Annotated in this window: 14 protein-coding genes (1 of these 14 only partly in view); 8 read left to right on the forward strand and 6 right to left on the reverse strand. The window is 71.1% G+C overall.

What is annotated here, in order from left to right; genetic code table 11:
* Nucleotides 1-34 precede the first annotated feature (34 nt).
* The 4 genes from DEIMA_RS05895 to DEIMA_RS17810 are packed head-to-tail and all read right to left on the reverse strand — an operon-like array spanning nt 35 to nt 5,742.
* Nucleotides 35-1,327, reverse strand: a complete 1,293-nt coding sequence (locus DEIMA_RS05895) for a diacylglycerol/polyprenol kinase family protein (RefSeq protein ID WP_013556321.1) — start codon at nt 1,325-1,327, stop codon at nt 35-37.
* On the reverse strand, nt 1,324-2,424 hold the full coding sequence (locus tag DEIMA_RS05900; RefSeq protein WP_013556322.1) for a BtaA family protein: 1,101 nt from the start codon (nt 2,422-2,424) through the stop codon (nt 1,324-1,326). Before DEIMA_RS05900 ends, DEIMA_RS05895 begins: the two co-directional genes overlap by 4 nt.
* 1 nt (nt 2,425) lies before the next feature.
* Nucleotides 2,426-4,873: a PEP/pyruvate-binding domain-containing protein gene (locus DEIMA_RS05905; protein WP_013556323.1), complete on the reverse strand. Its 2,448-nt coding sequence runs from the start codon at nt 4,871-4,873 to the stop codon at nt 2,426-2,428.
* Nucleotides 4,870-5,742 (reverse strand): UbiA family prenyltransferase, encoded by an 873-nt coding sequence (locus DEIMA_RS17810; protein WP_013556324.1) that lies wholly within the window; start codon nt 5,740-5,742, stop codon nt 4,870-4,872. Before DEIMA_RS17810 ends, DEIMA_RS05905 begins: the two co-directional genes overlap by 4 nt.
* A gap of 92 nt (nt 5,743-5,834) precedes the next feature.
* Between DEIMA_RS17810 and DEIMA_RS05915 the strand changes: the two genes are divergently transcribed.
* The 3 genes from DEIMA_RS05915 (at nt 5,835) to DEIMA_RS16825 (ending at nt 10,959) form a co-directional block, all read left to right on the forward strand.
* A complete protein-coding gene (locus DEIMA_RS05915; protein WP_013556325.1) occupies nt 5,835-7,955 on the forward strand; it encodes a heavy metal translocating P-type ATPase in 2,121 nt (706 codons plus the stop codon).
* A complete protein-coding gene (locus DEIMA_RS05920) occupies nt 7,952-8,317 on the forward strand; it encodes an ArsR/SmtB family transcription factor (RefSeq protein ID WP_013556326.1) in 366 nt (121 codons plus the stop codon). The genes DEIMA_RS05915 and DEIMA_RS05920 overlap by 4 nt, the downstream gene beginning before the upstream one ends.
* Nucleotides 8,318-8,436: 119 nt before the next feature.
* On the forward strand, nt 8,437-10,959 hold the full coding sequence (locus DEIMA_RS16825; RefSeq protein ID WP_013556327.1) for a G8 domain-containing protein: 2,523 nt from the start codon (nt 8,437-8,439) through the stop codon (nt 10,957-10,959).
* Nucleotides 10,960-11,015: 56 nt separating this feature from the next.
* Here DEIMA_RS16825 and DEIMA_RS05930 read toward each other — a convergent pair whose 3' ends face one another.
* The gene (locus tag DEIMA_RS05930) at nt 11,016-11,879 is read right to left on the reverse strand and encodes an SDR family oxidoreductase (protein WP_013556328.1); all 864 of its coding nucleotides are present in this window, start codon (nt 11,877-11,879) and stop codon (nt 11,016-11,018) included.
* A 205-nt stretch (nt 11,880-12,084) separates the two neighbouring features.
* Here DEIMA_RS05930 and DEIMA_RS05935 point away from each other — a divergent pair, with 205 nt between their 5' ends.
* Complete coding sequence (locus tag DEIMA_RS05935) at nt 12,085-13,071, forward strand: SDR family NAD(P)-dependent oxidoreductase (RefSeq protein ID WP_013556329.1); 987 nt, start codon at nt 12,085-12,087, stop codon at nt 13,069-13,071.
* A 67-nt stretch (nt 13,072-13,138) separates the two neighbouring features.
* Here DEIMA_RS05935 and pilC read toward each other — a convergent pair whose 3' ends face one another.
* Nucleotides 13,139-14,359, reverse strand: a complete 1,221-nt coding sequence (gene pilC / locus DEIMA_RS05940) for a type IV pilus assembly protein PilC (protein WP_013556330.1) — start codon at nt 14,357-14,359, stop codon at nt 13,139-13,141.
* An 84-nt stretch (nt 14,360-14,443) separates the two neighbouring features.
* Between pilC and DEIMA_RS05945 the strand changes: the two genes are divergently transcribed.
* The 4 genes from DEIMA_RS05945 to gatA form a co-directional block, all read left to right on the forward strand.
* Nucleotides 14,444-15,046, forward strand: coding sequence for an L-threonylcarbamoyladenylate synthase (locus DEIMA_RS05945; protein ID WP_013556331.1), 603 nt, complete (start codon nt 14,444-14,446; stop codon nt 15,044-15,046).
* Entirely contained in the window at nt 15,034-15,552 is a 519-nt protein-coding gene (gene scpB, locus DEIMA_RS05950; RefSeq protein WP_013556332.1) for an SMC-Scp complex subunit ScpB, read from the forward strand. Before DEIMA_RS05945 ends, scpB begins: the two co-directional genes overlap by 13 nt.
* Nucleotides 15,553-15,605: 53 nt before the next feature.
* Nucleotides 15,606-16,367, forward strand: a complete 762-nt coding sequence (locus DEIMA_RS05955; RefSeq protein WP_013556333.1) for a DUF4388 domain-containing protein — start codon at nt 15,606-15,608, stop codon at nt 16,365-16,367.
* Nucleotides 16,368-16,437: 70 nt separating this feature from the next.
* Nucleotides 16,438-17,378, forward strand: partial view of an Asp-tRNA(Asn)/Glu-tRNA(Gln) amidotransferase subunit GatA gene (gene gatA / locus DEIMA_RS05960; RefSeq protein ID WP_013556334.1) — the 5' portion only. The gene runs 511 nt beyond the window's last position; 941 of the gene's 1,452 nt are visible here — the first part of the coding sequence; the start codon lies at nt 16,438-16,440; the stop codon falls past the right edge of the window.

The following is a 17,378-nucleotide window of genomic DNA, read 5'->3' on the forward strand; positions in this document are numbered from 1 at the left end:
GGGCTTTGTCACACGAACTTCAACGCCGGGCCCCTCAGGGGGCGAGCGGCAAGAACCCCACCAGGCTCGCCAGGCCTGCCACGGTCACCTGCGTGCTCAGCGGCAGGGGCGCGCGCGTGCGCAGGGCCGCGCAGGTCAGCACCGCCGCGGCCACCGCCAGCACGCCCGCCGCGCCCCGCGCCCAGTCCGCGCGGTCCGCGCCGCTCATCACCACGTACGGCAGCAGCAGCAGCGCGCCGCTCAGCACCGTCGGCAGCGGGGACGGCAGGCGGCCCGGGCCGGGCGCGTACACGAACGTCCACAGGCACGCGAGCTGCGCCGCCCACGCAACCGTGAACGGGAACGCGTCCTGCGGCCGGTCGAGGTAACGGGCGCTCAGCAGCCACAGCAGCGCCGGCGCCGCGAGGCTCCCGACCGCCTGCACGCCGTACTCGCCGGGCGCGCGCGGGTCCATGACGCGCAGCACACCCCATGCGGCCGCGACCGTGATGGGCGCGTACATCCACGCCGGCCCGCCCACCGTGCCGCACACGTACACGATGAACGCCGCGCCGATCAGTGCGCCCGCCGTGAGCGGCAGCGCGCGCCGCGCCGCGAACACCAGCGCGGTGAGGGCCAGCGCCAGCAGTAGGTGCAGGACCTGCACGTCCAACGGAACGCTGAGGTGGCCGCGCAGCACCACCAGCGTGCCGAGCGGAATGAACAGGTTGTCCAGCCCCTCCCACGCGACCGCTTCCAGCAGCATGACGAGCACCCCAACGAGCGCGCTCAGCACGAGCGTCTCCGCGCGGCCCACATCCGTGAACAGCAGCAGCGGCACGTGCGTCGCGAAGAACGCCGCGAGCGCGAACGCGGCGCTGCCCTCCACGCTCTTCACGCCGTCCGCCGCCACGAACCGCCGCTGCCCGTACCGCACGCCGATCAGCGCGGCGACCGCGTCCGCGAAGGTGAGGACCAGCAGCGGAATGACGTACAGCAGCGTGTCCCGCCCGGCGAGTGTGAACAGGGCCCCGACGGCACCCAGGAAGTACACGTCCCCCAGCGAGGTGCGCTCCACGCTCAGCAGCACGCCACTCACGTTGTCCCGCAGGGTCCGCACGACGCGCAGCGACACGAGCGTGAAGACCGCGACGGCGCACACCGTCCACACCGCCCACGCCTCGCGCAGCAGCCACGGGAAGCTCAGCGCGATCAGGCCCACGCCCACATGCATGCACTTGCGGGCGACTTCCGGGTGCAGGCGCGCGCGGACCTGCAGGGTCCGCGCGCCGCCGAGCAGCGCCAGCAGCAGCGTCGCCGCCACGAGGATGCCGCCCGTGGGCGTCACCGGACGGCCTCGATCACCAGGCGGTCGTAGAAGAACGCCTTGTCCCCGGCGTGCAGGGTGGCCGCGAGGTCCGTCAGGGGGCCCAGGCGGCCCGCGAGCGCCTCCGGGCGGCTGCGCGGCGCGAGCAGGTTCCAGTACGCGAGGCGCCCGCCGGGTCGCCCGGCGTCCGCGAGGCGCGCGAGCAGCGCGCCTGTGGCGTCCTCGCTCATGTATTCGAAGATGTCCGACAGGTTGAACCGGTCGATGCTGCGCGGCCCCGCCTCGCTCAGGTACGCCTCGACGCTCGCCTGCCGCCACGTCAGGCGGTCCACGCGGTCGCGGATGGTCCCGAAGTGCTCCGCGCGCAGCCAGAGCGGCAGGGCGCGCGCGTGCGTGCCCGTCACGATCCACTGCAAGTACGGGTTCGCGCTGGGGTCGAGGGCGGTCATGGCGTGCTGCGCGCGCGCCTGGATGCGCCCGGCGACGCTGCCTTGCACGTACCGGAAGAAGGCGGGGTCACGCCCCAGGCGGCCCATCACGGCGCGCGAGAAGAACAGCCGGAACAGCAGCCGCCACCGCCACGTGTCCACGCGCCGCGCATAGAACGCGTGCCGCTCCGCCTCGTTGTGCGGCGTGAGCAGGTCGCGGATGTCTGCGCGGCTGAGCAGCAGCGGCAGCACGCGGCGGCGGAACAGGTCGAAGTACCGCTCGAACTTCCCCACCTGCCCTGTCCCGATGCCGGCCGCGACGCCGTCCGGGCGGGCGTCCCAGAATGCCCGCGCTGCGTCGTCCAGGTGCGGGCGGCAGCGGGCGTACAGCGCGGCGCGCCGGTCGGAGGGGACGGACCCCACCAGCTCCAGCAGTTCCGCGTGCTCCAGCGCCCGGAACGCCGCGACGCGCAGCGCGAGGCAGTGCAGCTGCGCGGCGGAGAGGTCCACGGCCACCACCCACGCCGGGTCGCGCGTGAGCAGCGCCAGCGCGTTGTCGCCCGCGGACGCGATGCTCAGGACCGTGTCGCCGGGTTGCACGTCGAGCGCGGCGAGCAGGGTGTCCGCGTCCTCCCACACCTGCGCGTAGCGCACCTGATCGAACTTCGCTCTCGTCAGAATCTCGGACATCTCAGCCCTCCTCGTTCGCGCGGCGCAGCAGCCGCACCGTGCCGCTCGCGCCGTCCAGCTCCACCTCGTCGCCGTCCTGCAGCCAGTCCATCAGGTCGTCCACGGCCACGACGGCGGGAATGCCGAGTTCCCGCGCGACGATGGCGCTGTGCGACAGCAGGCTGCCGCGCTCCACGATGAGTGCGCGCGCCATCGGCAGGATCAGAATCCAGCCGGGGTCGGTGCGTTCCGCCACCAGGATGGTCGGCTCGTGAATGTTCGCGGTGCGCGGGTCCCGCACGACCCGCACGGGGCCGCGCAGGACGCCCGGCGAGCAGCCCAGGCCCGCCCGCACCGGCCCCTCGGCGGGCGGGCGGGCGCTCGCGGCGACCTCGGTGGGGGAGAGGCCGACCGCGCCGCGCGTCGCGAACCGCCGGGGCGGGGCGGGCGCGAGCGCGTGCCGCTCGAACTCCGCGCGTCGCACGCGCGCGAGCCCGCCCAGGTCGCGGGTGCTGCCGGTGCCTTCCGCGAACCCCAGCACGTCCTCCACATCGAGGTAGAACACGTCGTCCGCGCGGTCCAGCACGCCCGCGTCCGCGAGGTGCTGGCCGGCGGCGCGCAGCAGCGTGCGGGCGCGGCCGAATGCGCGTGTGCGCTCCAGGCGCAGGTTCTCACGGTCGCGGACGCGCGCGCGCGCCTCGCGCAGCACCCAGCGGAACACGGCGCGGCGCAGGGGGGAGAGGCGCGCGAGGGCGTCGGCCTCGGCGTGGTCGCGTTTCGTTTCGGCGCCGTGCGCGGGCTCGCCGTGCCGCGCGAGGCTGGCCACGGACCGCCACAGCGGCGTTTCGTCGTCCGTGAGCGTCGTGGATTCCAGCTTCAGTTCGTCGAGTGTGCGGTCCCCAAACCGCGCGAGGTACGCGTCCGCTGCGGCGCGCAGGGCCGGGACGGTCCGCACAGCCACCTGGATCTGTTCGGGCGTGCCGACCTCCAGCGTAGGCCGCAGTTCGGGGGGCGTGAGGCGCGCGAGGTCCGCGATCAGGCGCGCCGGTTCGGCGCTCACCATCTGCCCGGTGGCGGTGATCAGGTCGTTCTGGCGCGTGCCGTGCGGGTCGTCCAGCCACTTCACGCACAGGGTCTTCAGGACACCATAGAAGATCATCGCGAAGAAGTCGTTCACGAGGGGCGCGTCCCAGCGGTCCAGCAGTTCGCTCTCCAGCTCCCGGTAGTGCGCGGCGAGTCCACCGAGGGTGCGTTGGTGCAGGGGCGGGTCGGCGGGCGCGAGCACGCGGTTCAGGCGCGCGAGGAACTCCTCGCGCATGCGGGGCAGGCGGCGGTACGCGCCCAGCAGGCCGCCCACGGTCCGCGCGAGGTACAGCGCGTCCTGCGCGCGGCCCCGCGTGGACTGCACGTGCAGGTCCGCGGGCATGCCTTCGGCGACGCCCATCATGGTCTCCATGAAGCGGCGGTTCACGCGGAAGCCCGGCAGCAGCGCGAGCGCCACGTACCAGTGCGTGAGGTTGTAGTACACGCGCCCGCCGACCAGGCCGATCATGCCGTCGAACACGCGCGCGTGCGCGCGGATGTCCGCGTCGGGTACGCCGAGCAGCCGCACGAAACGGCGGTACACGTTCGCGTACGCGCGCCGCGCGAAACTGAACGTGAGGGGCGTCGTGACGCCGCTGTAGCTCTCGACGATGTTGCTGTTGTCCCACCACGTGCGCGGCTCGAACGCCCGCAGGGTCGTGATGGGCCGGGACTGCAGCAGGTACAGCTCTCCGGCGTGCAGCGCCCACTCGATGTCCTGCGGCGCGCCGAAGTGCGCCTCGCAGGTGCGTGCGAGGCGCGCGACCGCCATGACGTCCTCGCGGCGCAGCAGGGCGTCCGTGCCGGTGACGCGTTCGCCCTGCACGTGGTACGTGGCGCCGGTCAGTTCGCCGCTCACGAGCGCCTCGCCGAGGCCGGGCACAGCGCTGATGACCGTGACGTCCCGCTCGCCCGTGACCGGGTCCGCGCTGAAGGCCACGCCGGCCTGATCGGCGGGCACCATCGCCTGCACGATCACGCCGGGCGGCGTGGCAGGGGCGAGGCCGCGCTCACGCCGGTACGCGAGGCTGTGGCCGCTCAGGCCGCTGCGCCACACGTCCGCGATGCGTGCGCGCACCTCGGTGGGGGGCACGTTCAGGTACGACGCGAGCTGCCCCGCGAAGGAATGCTCGGCGCCGTCCTCGTCGAGCGCGCTGGACCGCACGGCGTACAGGGGCGTGCCGAGGGTGGGGAGGGCGGCCGCGACTTCGGCCCAGACGGCCTCTGGGACGTACAGGTCGTCCGGGTCGGCTGTGGGCGGGCACGCGCCGGGCTTCAGGGCGATCCAAGCGGGAATGCGGTGCACGCTCTGCAACTGCGCGAGCGCGCGGGCCTTGCCGCCGGCCGCGCCCGCCTGCGCTTCGTGCGGGGTGGCGAGGACGCTCACGCGGGCCGCCCGAAGGCGAGGCCGAGGTACACGCCGAGGACCGCTACGGCGCTGAGCGGCTCCAAGCGGCGCGCGGCCGACGGGGTGGGCTGGGCGGGGAAGTGCGCGGCTGCGAGCAACAGGGGGGCGAGTGTGCCGAGGGCCAGCGCGGCGGGCAGGACCTGCCCGGCGGTGCCGAGCAGCACGGCGGCTGCGCCCGTGATGGCCGCGGCGCTCCAAGCGAGGACGGCGCGCCGCGCCCCCCAGGCGGCGGTGTAGGTGGTGACGCCCGGTTCCTCTGCCTGGGGGGCGCGGAGTTTCCGCCCGATTTCCAGCGTGAGGCCCGCGCCGACGCTCGCGACGGCCAGCCACGTGAGCGCGCCAGCGCTTGCGCCGCGGCCCGCCCAGTCCCAGGCGCTCACGCTGAGCTGCACGAGCGGCACGACCGGTTGGTGCGTGAGCAGCACGATGCCCGGACGGTCGTGGAGGTGGGTGAGGAAGAAGTCGCGGTGCATCAGGAGCATGAACGTCCAGGTGAGCAGCAGGAGTGGCAGCGCGGCGGGCCGCAGGGCGAGGGTGAGCAGGAGTTGCAGTGCGGCGAGGGCCACGCCGATGCCCGCGAGTTCGCGGAGGCTGACGAGGCCGCGCGGCACGGGGCGGTAGGGGCGGTGCGCGGCGTCCTCGGCGGCGTCCTTGAATTCGTCGAGGACGCGCAGCTGGGCGAACAGCGTGAGGCCGATCAGGGTGGCGGGCACGAGGGCGGCCCAGGGGGGGGTGGCGCCGCGGGCGTGGGCGCTGTACGCGAGGACGCACGCGCTCGTGAGGGTGACCAGCGGGACGTGGCGGGCCAGCGGGAAGCGTTCGCGTTGGTAGGTCAGCCAGCGGGTCATGGGTGAGGTCATTATGGGCAAGGTGTTCGGGCGGTTGGGGCGCAAGTACGGATTTCGCCACATCTGAGCAGATGTTCACATATAGTGGAGGCATGAGTCACGCTGCGCACGGCACCTCCCTGACCTACACCGTCGCGGGCATGGACTGCGCCCACTGCGTCCAGAAGGTTGAAGGCGCCGTCGCGCGCCTGCCGGGCACCGCGAGCGTCCAGACCAGCTTCACGCGCCAGACCCTCGACCTGGAACTCGACGAGGCGCAGACGCCGCGCGCGCACCTCGAACAGACCCTGCGCGCGCTCGGCTACGCGCCCACCCTGCACGCCCCCGAGACGCCCATTCCCACCACGGAAGCCCCATGGTGGGGTGCGCCGGCCGCCCGCACAGTCCTCGTGAGCGGCACGCTGCTGCTTGCCGCGTACCTGCTGAGCTTCGCCGCCCCCACGCTCGCACCCGTGTTCTACGCCGCGGCGACCCTCGCCGGCACCCTGCCGCTCGCCCGCAAGGCGTGGGCGGCCACACGCCTCGGGCAGCCGTTCGGCATCAACACCCTCGTGGCCCTCGCCGCCCTCGGCGCCCTTGTCATCGGCGAATACGCGGAGGGCGCCGTTGTCGTGTTCCTGTTCGCCGTGGGGGAGTACCTGGAGGGCGTCGCCGCCGGGCGGGCCCGCGCCGGCATCCGCGCGCTGCTGAACCTCACGCCCAAAACGGCCCTGCTTCTCGAAGGTCAGGCCCTGCGGGAGGTTCGCGCCGACACCCTGCGCGTCGGGGAACGCGTGCGCGTCCGCCCCGGTGACCGCGTGCCCGCCGACGGCACCATCGTGGACGGCGAGAGCGCCGTGGACGACAGCCCCATCACGGGGGAGAGCGTCCCCGTCCATAAGGCGACAGGCGACGCCGTCTACGCGGGCAGCATCAACACGGACGGCGTGCTGACGGTGCGGGTGGACCGCGCCGCGCACGAGAACACCGTCGCGCGCATCATCCACATGGTCGAGGCCGCCGAGGAACGCAAGGCGCGCGTGAGCCGCCTGATCGACCGGTTCAGCCACGTGTACACGCCGTTCGTGGTGCTGATCGCAGCCCTGACGGCGGTGCTTCCGCCGCTGCTGGCCGGGGCGGCGTGGGACACCTGGGTGTACCGCGCCCTGAGTCTGCTCCTGATCGGCTGCCCCTGCGCGCTGGTCCTGAGCGTTCCGGCGGCAGTCACGAGTGCGATCAGTGCGGGCGCGCGCCGCGGGCTGCTCGTGAAGGGCGGCGCGGCCCTCGAAGCGCTCGCGGGCGTGCGCCTGGTGGCGTTCGACAAGACCGGTACGCTCACCACCGGGCACCCGCGCGTCACGGACGTGCACCCGCTGCATGGGCGCGCCGACGAGGCCCTGGCGCTGGCGGCCGCGGTGGAGGCGGGCAGCAGTCACCCGCTCGCGCGCGCCATCGTCGAGCACGCCGCGCACCTCGGCGTCGCGGTTCCGGCTGCGCAAGAGGCGCGTGCCCTGCCCGGCCGGGCGGTCACGGCCAGGATCGGGGGCCGCGAGATCACCGTCGGCAGCCCCCGCCACGTGAGCACCCTCGCGCCCCTCCCTGAAGGCGTTCAGGCGGACATCGCCGCGCTGGAAGCCGCCGGGAAGACCGTGGTGATCGTGCTGGACGGTGTAACCCCCCGCGCCCTGATCGCCCTGCGCGACGAACCGCGCGCGGATACGCCCGCCGCGCTCGCGCGCCTGCGGGCGCTGGGTGTGGAGGCCGTCATGCTCACCGGCGACAATGCCCGCACCGCGAATGCCGTGGCGGCGCCGCTCGGGCTGCGCGTGCACGCGGACCTGCTGCCCGAGGACAAGCTGACGCGTCTGGAGGCGCTGGCAGGCGCCGGGCGGGTGGCGATGGTCGGCGACGGCATCAACGACGCGCCCGCCCTGGCGCGCGCCGATGTTGGCATTGCCATGGGGGGTGGCACGGACGTGGCCCTCGAAACAGCGGACGCGGCGCTGCTGCGTGGGGGCGTGCTGGGCGTGCCTGCCCTGGTGGCCCTGGCGCGCGCGACGCTGCGGAACATCCGGCAGAACGTGGCGTTCGCGCTGGGCCTGAAGGCGGTGTTTCTGGTGACGACCTTGCTGGGCGTGACCGGCCTGTGGCCGGCGATTCTGGCGGACACGGGCGCGACCATGCTCGTGACCGCGAACGCGCTGAGGCTGCTGCGCTGGCGGGAGGCCGCATGACGCGCGTACTGCCCGACGATGCCTGCGAGACGACGTGCGTGCACCCGGAAGCGGTGGCGCGGGCGCGCGCGGCCGTGCCGGACGACGGGTGCGTGGAGGGCGCGAGCGCGCTCCTGAAGGCCGTGGCCGATCCGACGCGCCTGCGTATATTGAGTGCCCTGAGCCGCGAGGAACTGTGCGTATGCGATCTGGCGGCGGTGGTGGGCATCAGTGAGAGCGCCACCAGCCACCAGCTGCGGTTGCTCCGCGCGCACCGTCTGGTCCGCTTCCGGAAGGTGGGGCGCGTGGCGTACTACACGTTGCTGGACCATCACGTTACGCAGCTGATCGGGAGTGCGTTGGAGCACGCGCAGGAGGGCTAGGCCTGCTCATTTTCCACACTCGTTTCTCAGGTCCTACTCGTAATTGAAACCGCTTCCACGGCGACAGGGACGAGAAATTCACGGCATGCCATCCCATGCACCTGTTACTTTAAGAGGGCATGAAGAACCGCATGATCCTGGTGTGCTCCCTGGCGCTGCTGCTCAGCGCCTGCGGCAATTCCTCCACGACCGGCGAGGCCCCTTCAACTCCTCCAACGACCCCCCCGGGCAGCAGCGCGCCCGTCCTCACCCCGCCCGCCGCCACGCCCACTCCCGCCACCACCGCCCGCTGGAGCGACCCCGCCGTGTGGCCGAGCGGCCACGTGCCCGCCGAAGGCGAAACCGTTACCGTACCCGCCGGGCAGACCCTGCTCCTCGACGTGTCCCCCCCACGCCTCGCCGGCCTCACCATCCCGACCGGCAGCGCCCTCGTCTTCAAGGACGCCGACCTTGACTTGCGCACCGACTGGATCATGGTTCACGGCACCCTTGCCGCCGGCACCGAAAGCCAGCCGCTCACGCACCAGGCCACCATCACCCTCACGAACGCCACGCCTGGTGAGGACGTCATGGGCATGGGCGACCGCGTGATCGGCGTTATGGGCGGCACGCTCGACCTGCACGGCGAGAACCGCACCGCCTGGACGCGCCTCGCCCGCACCGCCACCAAAGGTGCCACCGAACTGCAGCTGCAGGAAGCCCCCTCCTGGCGCCCCGGCGACACCCTCGCCATCGCCAGCACCGACTACGACCCTGCCCAGACGGAAGTCGTAACCGTCCAGAAGGTCAGCGGCGCGCTCGTGACCCTGTCCACCCCGCTCAAGTACACCCACTGGGCCTCCACCGAAACGTACGGCGCGCAAAGCACCGACGAACGCGCTGAAGTGGGCCTGCTGAGCCGCAACGTCGTCGTCCGCGGCGATACTGACAGCGTCAACAGCGGCATCGGCGGGCAGATCATGGTCATGCAGGGCAGCACCGCCCGCATCGAAGGCGCCGAACTCACCCGCATGGGCCAGCGCAACACCCTGCGCCGCTACCCCATCCACTTCCACATGGCCGGCTCCATGCGCAGCTCGTACGTGCGCGGCAACAGCCTGCACGAACTGTTCAACCGCTGCCTCACCGTGCACGGCACCAACGACCTGCTCGTGCAGCGCAACGTCACGCACGACGTCGTCGGCCACTGCTTCTTCATGGAGGACGGCGCCGAAACCGGCAACACCTTCGACAGCAACCTCGCCATGTTCGTCCGCAAACCCGACTCGAAACGCGGCGAGACGCCCCTGCTCACCTCCGACAAGAACCCGGCTGCCTTCTGGATCACTAACCCCGCCAACACCTACGTCGGCAACGTCGCCGCGGGCGTGCAGGGCTTCGGGTTCTGGTACGCCATGCCCACGCACCCCACCGGCCTGTCCGCCGCGAACGGTGCCGACACCTGGCCGCGCCGCACGCCGCTCACCGCGTTCCGCAACAACACCGCGCACAGCACCGACGGCACCGGCCTGAACGTCGACAACGGCAACGGCGCCGACGGCACCACCACCGAAACCTTCTCGTACACCCCCCGCACCACGCCCGCCGACGCCAAGTCCGCGCCCGTTGAGGCCGTGTTCGAGAACTTCACCGCCTACAAGAACCGCGTGCGCGGCGTGTGGCTGCGCGGCGACGCGCAGCGCGTGCGCGGCGGCGTCCTGTCCGACAACGCCATCGGCGCGACGTTCGCCGCCAACAACGTCGAGGTGGAAGGCACCCTGTTCGTCGGCGAGACCAGCAACGCGGGCGCGCCCGCCAGCTGGGAGAAGACCGGCGAGGGCGGCCGCAGCCTCCCGCAACCGTGGGACGCGGCGTTCCCCATCCGCGGCTTCGAGTTCTACGACGGCACCGTCACGGCCCGCAACGTCACCTTCGCGAAGTACCTCCCGAACGCCGTTCGCCCCGCCAGCGGCCTCGGGTACAACCGCCGGAACGCCTTCCCGCTCAGCCCCATGAACAGCGCCAGCGGCCTCACCTGGCTGGACAGCAGCAACCACGTGTGGCTCGAAACGCCCCTCGCGGACAAGGACGGCGACAAGGCCGCCACCTTCCGCGACGCGGACGGCAGCGTCACCGGCACCGCCGGCAAGTACGTCGTCGCCACCAGCCCCCTGCTGAACGCCGGCGACTGCGCCCGCCGCGACGCCTGGAACGCCAGCGTCTGCAGCGGCCCGTTCGGACGCTTCTGGCTGCAGGCCGTGAGCGCCGAAGCCCTCGGGGACATCACCGTTACGGGCGCCGGCGGGACCCTCAGCCTGCACGGCACGCCTGGCACTACCCCCACGTACTCCACGACGCTGCCGGTCAGCGGTCAGTACGCCCTGAACCTCCCGGGCAGCGCGCACATGCGCCTCGGCTTCCAGTACGTCACGCCCGGCCAGACGCTGCGCCTCACCCTGCCGTTCAGCGGCACGCCCCGCGTGTACCGTGACTGGTGGATCGACAACAAGAACCTGCTGCGCCGCGTCACTCCTGCTGAACTCGACGCCACCACCGGCGACGCGTACGCGCAGGACGGCAACATCCTGTACCTGAAGCTGGTCGTGAAAGACAAGGCGACGTCCGCCACGCTCGACGTCTGCACCACCGATCTCTGCAAGTAACTCCGGCAGAGCAGAGGGGCGCCCACCCGGGCGCCCCTCTGCTCTGCTGAGGCCGGTTAGCCGTTCACGACCTCGCCGCCGTTCGGGTGCAGCACCTGCCCGCTCAGGTAGCTCGAATCGTCCGACGCGAGGAACACGAAGCACGTCGCCACCTCCGCCGGTTGCCCCGGGCGCTTCATGGGCACGTCCGCACCGAAGCTCGCCACCTTGTCCGGCGGGAACGTCGACGGAATCAGCGGCGTCCAGATCGGCCCGGGCGCCACGCCGTTCACGCGGATGCCCTGCTCGATCAGGCTCATGGACAGCGAACGCGTGAACGCCACGATCGCCCCCTTCGTGGACGCGTAGTCCAGCAGCTGCGGGCTGCCCTTGTAGTTCGTCACGGACGTCGTGTTGATGACGGTCGCGCCCGCCTGCAGGTGCGGCAGCGCTGCCTTCACCATATGGAAATACCCGAAGATGTTCGTGCGGAAGGTCTTTTCCAGCTGCGCCTCGCTGATGTCGGCGATGCTCTCCTGCGGGTGCTGCTCCGCGGCGTTGTTCACCAGGATCTCCAGGTGTCCGAACGCCTCCACGGCCTGCGCGACCGCCTGCTGACAGAACGCCTCATCGCCGACGTCCCCGGCGATCAGCACGCAGCGGCGTCCCGCCGCCTCCACGAGTTGCTGCGTCGCTTGGGCATCCTCGTGCTCATTGAGGTACACGATGGCTACGTCCGCGCCCTCATGCGCGAAGTGCACGGCCACCGCGCGCCCGATCCCGCTGTCCCCGCCTGTAATGATCGCGGCCTTCCCGGTCAGTTTCCCGGCGGCCTTGTAGTCCGGCTTGATGTACACCGGGTCGGGCGTCATCTCGGCTTCCACACCCGGCTGCTGGTCCTGATGTTGCGGCGGCAACGTCTGTTTCTGTTCCTCACTCATGCGCCTATGGAACGCAGCCACCCCACACGAAAGTGTATGAATTCACCCACATTGGCACCATAGCAACGCCCCGCTAACGTCCCGTGAACCCTGACGCCACCCACCCTCACGCGGCACTCGCAAAGCCCGGCAGTTCCCCTCAGCGGAGCCTAACAGGACCTTCACACCCCCACGCGCACCCCATCAAGTGGTCTACAACAACCGTATGCGTCCCCTTCCCCTGCTGCTCGCCGGTCTGGGTCTGCTCGCCTGGTCCCGCCGCCCTCGCCCCCTCGCCGCCCTGAGTGACCGCGTCGTCCTCATCACCGGCGGTTCCCGCGGCCTCGGCCTCGCCCTCGCGCAGGAATGTGCCCGCCTCGGCGCGCGCCTCGTCCTCACCGCCCGTGACGAGCAGGAACTCGACCGTGCACGCGTTACCCTCACCGGCACCGAGGTCCTCACCGTCCCCGCCGACCTCACCCGCCCGGGCGAGGGCGAGCGCGTCGTCCAGGCTGCCCTCGCCCGCTTCGGACGCCTCGACGTCCTTATCAACAACGCCGGCATCATCCAGGTCGGTCCCCTGCACCACCTGAACGCCAGCGATTACCAGCAGGCCATGGCCATCAACTTCTTCGCCGGCGTACACCTCACGTACGCCGCCCGCCCGCACTTGCGCCGCACGCGTGGACGCATCCTGAACATCACGTCCATCGGCGCGCGCGTGCCCGTCCCGCACCTCGCCAGTTACGTCGCCAGCAAGTTCGCCATGCGCGGCTTCTCCCGCGTAAGCCGCGCCGAGCTCGCCCGCGACGGCATCACCGTCGTCACCGCCGACCCTGGCCTGATGCGCACCGGCAGCGCCCGCCACGCCGAAACGCGCGGACAGACGAAACGCGAGTACCTGTGGTTCGCGCTCGGCGACAACGCCCCCATCCTGTCCCTGAACGCCGACGAAGCCGCCCGCCGCCTCGTGCAGGCACTCCGCCGCGGAGAGCCGGAAGTGGTGGTCGGCGGGCCCGCGCTGGCCCTCGCGTACGCCGAGCGGCTCGCGCCGAATGTCCTGTCGGGTCTGCTGAACGTCATGAACCGCAGTCTCCCCACCCCCACGCGCCAGCCGGAACGTGAAGTCGGCGCGCAAAGCGAAACTCCGCTCACGCGAGCGAACCCCATCAAGCAGGCCGCCGAGCAGCGCTGGAACGCCGACGCCCGCTAACCAGCGCCGACCAGAACAAGCAGGAGGCCGGGTTGCCCCGGCCTCGCCCGTGCATCACGTCCGGCGGTTACTGACTGAGCGCGCCGATGATGCTGAACATCGGAAGGAACATCCCCGCCACGATCACACCCACGATGGTCCCGAGGAACACGATCATGATCGGCTCAATGGCCGCCGTGAGGCTTTCCACGGCCTCGTCCACCTCGCGGTCGTAGAAGTCCGCGACCTTGTTGAGCATCTGGTCGAGGCTCCCGGTTTCCTCACCGATGGAAACCATGCTGACCACCATGGGCGGCATCAGTTTGCTCGTCGCGAGGCTGCCGCTCATCGGCTCACCGACCATCACGACGTTGCGGGCGTTCTCGATGGTTTCCTCCACGATGGCGTTGTTCGCGGTGCCCTTCGTGATCTCGAGGCTCTCGATGATATTCACGCCGCTGGCGAGCAGCAACCCGAAGGTTCGCGTGAAGTTCGCGATCGCGCCGCGCTGCGTGAGGGTCCCGAACACCGGCAGGCGCAACTTGATCTGGTCGATGACGCGGCGGCCCTGCGCCGTCTTGTAGTACGAGCGGTACGCGAACACCAGGCCAGCGATGATCACCACCATCAACAGGACCTTGGTCCTCAGGAAGTCCGACACGGCCATCAGGAACTTCGTGAGGGCCGGCAGGGGCGCATTGAGCGACGTGAGCACACTCGCGAACTGCGGCACGATGGTCGTGAGCAGGAAGTACGTGATCAGGATCGCGAACACCAGCACGATCACCGGGTACGTGAGGGCGCTCTTGATCTTGCCCGTCAGGGCCAGCTGCTTCTCGAGGAAGAAGCTGATGCGGTCCATGATCGCGTCGAGCGTCCCGGACGTTTCGCCGGCGCGCACGAGGTTGATGTACAGGCGAGAGAAGACCTTCGGGTGCTTGCTGATGGCCTCGCTCAGCGGCAGGCCGCCTTCCACATCGGTGCGCATCTCGCGCACGACCTTCTGGAAGCCTTTGTGCTCGATTTGTCTCTGCATGATCGCCAGGGACTGCACGAGCGGCACGCCCGCGTTGATCAGCGTGGCGAGCTGACGGGAGAATACAGCGACGATCTTGACGCTGGGTGGTCGGTCGTCGAGGAAGGGGATTTTGACGTCGCCGTTCAGGCCGGTTTTGGGGGCCTTGATGTCGACGATCATCATGCCCTTGGCGCGCAGGGCGTCGCGGACCTGGGCGATGGTTTCCGCTTCGAGCGTCGCCGCGAGGATCTTGCCGTTCCTGTCGCGGACGCGATATTCAAACACGGGCATACGAGCAGTATAGTCTCGGGAAGTGGCGCGCCGCTGTGAGTTCGTCGGCGTTTTTTTGTTGCGCGTCAAGGGGGTTTTTTGTTCATGAGTGCGGAGGACCAGGTGGCGCTGGAGCGCGCCCGCGTGGCCGTGCTGGACGGGCGTCTGATCGGCTTCGCGACGGAGACGGTCTGGGCGTTGGCGTGCGCGGCGCAGCCGGACGCGGTGGCGCGGCTCGCGGCAGCCAAGGGGCGCCCGGAAGGGAAACCCTTTCAGGTGTTGTGCGCGGACCCGGCGCGCGCGGCGAGCTTTTTCAGGCTGGATGAGCGGCTGCGCGCACGGTTCCTGACGCTCGCGCCGTTGTGGCCGGGTCCACTCACCCTGGTCGCGCCAGCGTCGCCGCTTGCGCCGGCGGCGCTCGTATCGAACGGCCGCGTGGGTGTGCGCGTTCCGGATCACGTGCACGCCCACGCGGTGCTGAACGCGGTGGGGGGCGCGCTGGCGGCCAGCAGCCTGAACCTGAGCGGTGAGGTGGCCGCGAGCACCTTCGAGCAGGCGCTTGCGTACGCGCTGGCGGACGTGCTGCTGCCCGGCCCGGACGCGGCGGGGCTGGCCAGTACCGTCGTGGACCTCGAGACGGGCGTGGTTCTGCGGGAGGGCGCTGTTCGGGCGGACGCTGTGCGGGAGGCGCTCGCGTGCACGCCCTGATCGGCGCGGCCCTGCTCGCTGCTGGACGGCCAGTCACGGCGGCGGAACTCGCGTCCGTGTTGCAGGTGCCGACTGCGGAAGCGGCAGCGCTCGCGGCAGGGTACGCCACCGCGCTGAACGGCGCCGACCTGGGGTTCCGCGTGGAGGTGGTCGCCGGGGGGTACCGGCTGGTCGTTCCGCCGGAGCTGACGTCACGTCTCGCGCCGCTGCTGGCGCCGCCGCCCCTGCCGGCCCTGTCGAGTGCCGCGCTGGAGGTGCTGGCGGTCATCGCGTACCGCCAGCCGGTTACGCGCGCGGAGATCGAGGGGATGCGCGGCGGTTCAGCGGGCACCATCGTGACGCTGCAGGAGCGCGAGCTCGTGAAGGTGGTTGGGCGCAGCGACGCGGTCGGTCGGCCGCTGCTGTACGGCACGACCGAGAAGTTCCTGCTGGAATTCGGTCTGGCCTCCTTGGCGGAGCTGCCGCCGCTGGGCGAGGGTGAATTCAGCCACCTGCTGCGCGGCTGACGCATGGGTGCTTGCGGGAAGTGCAGCGACCCGCCAACATGGGAGCGATCCGTATGACGCCGTCCCTGAATCTGGAGACGTTCGATGTCCTGGAGTTGTTGTTCATGCTCGCGCACCACGGTCGGACCGGGGCGCTGCGCGTGGACCTTCCGGACGGCGACGCCTTCTGGGCGTACCTGGAGGAGGGGCAGCTCCGCCATGTGGAGCGTGGCGCGCAGTCAGGTGGTGCCGCCCTGACGGCCCTCCTCGCGGACCCTCGCGGGCAGTTCCAGTTTCTGGAGGGGGTTACGCATCCGCACCCGACGCTGCAGACGCCCGTGGAGGCGTTCGTGATGGAGGCGTTGCGGGATCTGCCTGCACCGGACCTGCGGTTTGACGGGGTAGCGCGGCTGACTGCGCCGGACCGTGTGAACGCCATGGCGCTCAGCCTGCACGAACGCGACGTGCTGCGCGACATCGACGCGGCCCGGCCTGTGGGGGAACTCATCGCCGACCCGGTGGCTCGGGCCCTTCTGGGGCGTCTGGCGCGCCTGGGGCTGCTGGTGCCGCGCCGCACGCGGCTGGCGCGGCTGCTGATCGGCGTGACGCGCAGCGTGGAGGGCGTAGCCCTCATTGACGAGGTGATCCTTCGCCGCTGGCGCGAGGACGTGGCGCGGCATGTGGCCCGTATAGAGGCGCGGCGCGACGACGGAACGGTCCTCAATTTTCCGGTGCAGGGGAGCACGACTGCCGGGACGGGCCTGCTGCTGCCACCCGACCTGATGTTGCGGCATGATCTGCGGGCGGGCGAGGCGGTTCTCGTTCGGCCTTTCTGAGGGGCGGCGCTCGCGGGGGTCCTCTACACGCGCTCCGGCGGGGGTGCCGGGGGGCCGCTATGATGCCCGCATGCACTTTTCCGCGACGCAACAGGCCCGTGAGGTCCGCGCGGGCCGCGCCCGGCCCGAAGACCTGACGGAGCAGGCCCTCCAAGAAGCGCAGCGCCTGGAGCACCTCGGCGCGCTGATCAGCCGCCGGGACGATGAGGCCCGCGCGGACGCCTCGGAGGTGGCGGCCCGCGTGGCGCGTGGCGAGCACCTGCCGCTCGCGGGCGTTCCGGTCGTCATCAAGGACAACCTGAACCTGCAGGGCACCCACACCACCTGTGGGAGCCGCGCACTCGGAGGGTACGTGAGCCCGTATACCGCGACGGCGGTGCAGCGGTTGCGAGCGGCGGGCGCCGTGATCATTGGGAAGGCGAACATGGACGAGTTCGCGATGGGATCCAGCACGGAAAGTGGCGCGTTCGGGCGGGCCCGGAACCCCTGGGACCCGGCGCGCGTGCCGGGCGGCAGCAGCGGGGGGAGCGCCGTGGCGGTCGCGTCCGGCATGGTGCCACTCTCGCTGGGCAGCGATACGGGCGGGAGTGTGCGGCAGCCGGCGGCGTTCACGGGCGTATACGGCTTTAAGCCGACGTACGGTCGCGTAAGTCGGTATGGCCTCGTGGCGTACGCGAGCAGCCTCGATCAGGTGGGGCCGTTCGCGCGGCACGCGGAGGACCTCGCGACGGTTATGGACGTGATCGCCGGTCATGACCCCCGGGACGGTACGAGTCTGCAGGCACCACCGGCGTTCACGTCGGCGCTCGGCTTGGAGCTGCGAGGCAAGCGCTTCGCGTTCATTCGCGAGTCGCTGGAGGGGAATACAGCGGGTGTGATGGCGACCCTGGAGCGCACCCGCGCCCTGCTGGAAGGGGCGGGCGCGACGGTGGCGGAGGTGAGCCTGCCGACCCTGAAGTACGGCATCGCGGCGTACTACTTGATTGCGACGCCGGAAGCGAGCAGCAACCT

Origin of the sequence: Deinococcus maricopensis DSM 21211 (genome assembly GCF_000186385.1) — a bacterium.
In the GTDB taxonomy this organism is placed as follows: Bacteria; Deinococcota; Deinococci; order Deinococcales; family Deinococcaceae; genus Deinococcus_B; species Deinococcus_B maricopensis.

What these genes read in the sequence shown, in the direction of transcription:
- DEIMA_RS05900 (WP_013556322.1), bottom strand. Translation starts at nt 2,424, where the DNA reads ATGTCCGAGATTCTGACGAGAGCGAAGTTCGATCAGGTGCGCTACGCG.
- DEIMA_RS17810 (WP_013556324.1), bottom strand. Translation starts at nt 5,742, where the DNA reads ATGACCCGCTGGCTGACCTACCAACGCGAACGCTTCCCGCTGGCCCGC.
- DEIMA_RS05915 (WP_013556325.1), top strand. Translation starts at nt 5,835, where the DNA reads ATGAGTCACGCTGCGCACGGCACCTCCCTGACCTACACCGTCGCGGGC.
- DEIMA_RS05920 (WP_013556326.1), top strand. Translation starts at nt 7,952, where the DNA reads ATGACGCGCGTACTGCCCGACGATGCCTGCGAGACGACGTGCGTGCAC.
- DEIMA_RS16825 (WP_013556327.1), top strand. Translation starts at nt 8,437, where the DNA reads ATGAAGAACCGCATGATCCTGGTGTGCTCCCTGGCGCTGCTGCTCAGC.
- DEIMA_RS05930 (WP_013556328.1), bottom strand. Translation starts at nt 11,879, where the DNA reads ATGAGTGAGGAACAGAAACAGACGTTGCCGCCGCAACATCAGGACCAG.
- DEIMA_RS05935 (WP_013556329.1), top strand. Translation starts at nt 12,085, where the DNA reads ATGCGTCCCCTTCCCCTGCTGCTCGCCGGTCTGGGTCTGCTCGCCTGG.
- pilC (WP_013556330.1), bottom strand. Translation starts at nt 14,359, where the DNA reads ATGCCCGTGTTTGAATATCGCGTCCGCGACAGGAACGGCAAGATCCTC.
- DEIMA_RS05945 (WP_013556331.1), top strand. Translation starts at nt 14,444, where the DNA reads ATGAGTGCGGAGGACCAGGTGGCGCTGGAGCGCGCCCGCGTGGCCGTG.
- DEIMA_RS05955 (WP_013556333.1), top strand. Translation starts at nt 15,606, where the DNA reads ATGACGCCGTCCCTGAATCTGGAGACGTTCGATGTCCTGGAGTTGTTG.